Here is a 2,264-nt window from a genome sequence, read left to right as displayed (position 1 = left end):
ACTGTTTTCAACTTTTAAAAAGTGTACTGTATATTGGTATTCGATATTCTACATTAGAAGGATTTTTTATTAAAGAGCTTTCTAGTGGTATTTTTTGTGTTAATATGATTTCTGATGTGCTTAAATTTTTTGACTTATTTAAATACCTTAAGTCGTTGCTAAATCTTTTTTCTCTTCCAAACACTTTGCCCTCTATGCTTGCTTTATGATAAAATCATATTTAGATAATGAATAACTAAAGAAAAGAAAGGGGAGAAATTAATGACTATAAGACGCGATATGTGCATTTTACTGCTAGTCGCAATATTGTTTGTGTCTTGCAAGTTTTTTGGAAATAATAGCTCAAGTAAAGAAGATGCTTCTTTTTTGCCTGATGCTGCTAACAAGGGTAGTAATTTAGGCAGTAAATCACAACCACTGGCAACTTCGGATAAAGCTACAGCTCAAAGGTATAAGAATACTAGTAGCTCCGAAATACTTGTTGCTGATGACCCTGTTGCTAGTGGTGTAAGTTGTAACCTAGACAAGCAAGAAGCTACTTGTAAGTTAACCGAAGATGATAAAGAGGTGCTTAGGACTTTTTTTAGCACTACTACAACATATCAATCTATTCTAGATTCTATTTACAGCAAATATACAAGCTCTTATAATACTATTGCTACTTATGGCAGCTGTGATACGTATCGTATTGGATGTTTTAGTAAAAGGCCCTCTGAAGCACGTAGTCAAGCTCTTGTTAAACTAGAAGAAAATGCCCTAGAAGAAGAGTATGCTAAGCTTGGCAATATGCTAGAAAAAGCTGTGCCTAGTTATAACAAAAGAGATTTAGAGGATGCTATTATGCAGTATAAGGAAGCTATAAAACAAGCTAATGAGGCTGAATGTAAGATAGAGACAGTAATAGACTACGAAGCAGCTCAAAATGCTACAGAAAACAAAAAGAAAGAAAATGTAGATCGTTTAAAAATAGTTAAAAGTGTTCTTCCTATTATTAAAAATAATGTTGAAACAGCCTGTTTAGCTTATGCTGATACTTTTGTTACTGTTACTGCTAATCTATCTTGTAGCGAATTTAAGAAAGCTATTAAGGAGTTTAATGAAGCTGCTAAGAAATATGCTAATGGAGATAAAGGAGACAATGCTGTTAGTGTTATTGTAGGTGCTATTTCTGGTATGGCTTATGGTGATGGATTTGAAGATTGGTGGTTTAATAATGCAAAGATGTTCTCTAATAATAAGACTGGAGAAGAAGTAAATAATATGACTAGAGCTATTGATAAGCTATGTGCTGTTTACAAAAGAATCATTTCTTAAATACTTTTTAAGCTTTTGATTAACTCGTTTCTCTCTTTAAAAAATTTTGCCTCTATATGTTGCCAGATAGTAAAAATAAGATACTAAATTTGGGGAAAATAGACAAAAAAATGCAGTTATATTTAAATCCTTTTCATCTATAGAAAAAGAAATTAGAGAGTTGAATTCTAAGTTAAGTGAAATCCAAAGTAATTTTCAAATTGCAGATGCTAGCTGGAATAATGCAAACTCTCTTTTAAAAGAATCTATAGAAAAATTAATTTAGGCAATTGAAAAAAGGTATGACAATGAGAGTAGAAAGCAAGGTCAAATTGGTGAGCCTGCTAATAGATGGAATAAAAATCAACCTGACAATTTTGCTAAGGATGCAAAGTATAAGGCAGAACATTCAGCAAATGATTTGGAAAATACAGCCAACTATTTTAGATATAGTTGCTCAAATGAAAAAGAAGCTAAAAAACTATTAGAAGAAATTAAAAAAAGATTTGTACGAATTGGCATTAGCCTATAAATAAATTTGAATATCTCAATTTTAAGTATTATGCATATATTCCAATCTTAAATTTCTATATATTCCCAACTTTTATGTATGGCCCTTTGGAGGGGTTCTTTTTTATATAAAATATCTTCTAAGTAAATGAATCGCGTAAATAATATTGTATAGAAACTATCAAAACCAAATGCATTAAGTAATAGCAATGCTTCAAGGCATGAGAGCTACTACTGTGCTGGCTACCACCAATTTATGGCTGATGCTAAAGATTCAATGAGTAGTGCTAAAAGTTTGCTAGAGGTTGCTAAGAATAAACAAAAAGAACTTAATGAAAATATGACTAAAACAAATAAAGACTTTCAAGAGTTAAATGATATATATAAAAAATTGCAAGATATGGACTCTAGATAAGTAAAAGTAAAATATTAAAGACAAACCAGACAATACTTTATGGGGT

Annotated in this window: 3 protein-coding genes; all 3 read left to right on the top strand. The window is 30.9% G+C overall.

The genetic code is table 11. The features are described from left to right. Nucleotides 1-209, top strand: a 209-nt coding sequence (locus LRB30_RS05710) for a hypothetical protein (RefSeq protein ID WP_231020136.1), incomplete at its 5' end; no start/stop codon positions are given. Nucleotides 210-261: 52 nt separating this feature from the next. Beyond that, nucleotides 262-1,314, top strand: a complete 1,053-nt coding sequence (locus LRB30_RS05705; RefSeq protein WP_231014709.1) for a hypothetical protein — start codon at nt 262-264, stop codon at nt 1,312-1,314. A 745-nt stretch (nt 1,315-2,059) separates the two neighbouring features. Beyond that, nucleotides 2,060-2,218: a hypothetical protein gene (locus LRB30_RS05700; RefSeq protein ID WP_231014708.1), complete on the top strand. Its 159-nt coding sequence runs from the start codon at nt 2,060-2,062 to the stop codon at nt 2,216-2,218. Nucleotides 2,219-2,264: the final 46 nt, after the last annotated feature.

It is taken from the genome of Borreliella americana (assembly GCF_021043605.1).
Lineage (GTDB): Bacteria > Spirochaetota > Spirochaetia > Borreliales > Borreliaceae > Borreliella > Borreliella americana.
This window is presented reverse-complemented; position numbering and strand designations above follow the sequence as displayed.